The sequence below is a fragment of the Brevibacillus sp. MCWH genome (genome assembly GCF_013096935.1).
Lineage (GTDB): Bacteria > Bacillota > Bacilli > Brevibacillales > Brevibacillaceae > Brevibacillus > Brevibacillus aydinogluensis.
Genome location: NZ_SDLF01000084.1, coordinates 1 through 651, shown reverse-complemented (window position 1 = coordinate 651; position 651 = coordinate 1). Strand labels below are relative to the sequence as shown.

The window sequence follows — 651 nt, the reverse complement described above, 5'->3', positions numbered from 1 at the left end:
TCCTCTATTTTTTTCAAATCTTTTTAAGCTTTTTAGTCTCTATGACTAATCCCGAATAAAATTCACCTTCGTTATTTTTGTTATAATTCTTATATACATAGTCAGCTAATTTTTCCACTGCTTCATCAGCGTTTTCCGCTTCTATTATTAATGATTCAACAATGTCTTTTTTATATGTAACAAGTCCGATATACATAAAAGCTCCCCTCACTACCACGACTCTTTCTTTTATCCATTATATTGTTTATGTATATTGACGATAAACTAAAAAAGAGAACCATAATGAGAGATTTATTCTCTCATTATGGTCAAATGTTATTAAACTCATACAAGCCTATAATTTGGTCTTTAAATAAGTTAAAGTCATCGTTAAATAAACCATCATTTCTCGATATAAACATATTCTTTCTAGGATTAAAGTTTTTATCAAATGCTTTAATAAATTTCTTACTTTTAAGAGAAATGATGTTTAAAACGTATCCGTCGAAGTCTGCGTTAAGCACTCGCAAAATTTGAATAGGTAGTGACATAGTGTAGTCATCCTTATACTCTTTTTTAACTTCAACTACTTTCATTAAAAGAAGAGAACCATAGTTAATCGTAGGATTTCGATTTATAATTATTCTTGGTTTCTTTTTCTTAACAAAGTAG

The 651-nt window shown here is 28.3% G+C and carries 2 protein-coding genes; both read right to left on the bottom strand.

The genetic code is table 11. The features are described 5' to 3' along the window. Positions 1–13: 13 nt before the first annotated feature. Positions 14–196, bottom strand: coding sequence for a hypothetical protein (locus ETC00_RS19460; RefSeq protein ID WP_171567701.1), 183 nt, complete (start codon positions 194–196; stop codon positions 14–16). A 112-nt stretch (positions 197–308) separates the two neighbouring features. Continuing rightward, positions 309–651 (bottom strand): hypothetical protein (locus tag ETC00_RS20525; RefSeq protein ID WP_216369601.1); only part of this gene is annotated, 343 nt, incomplete at its 5' end.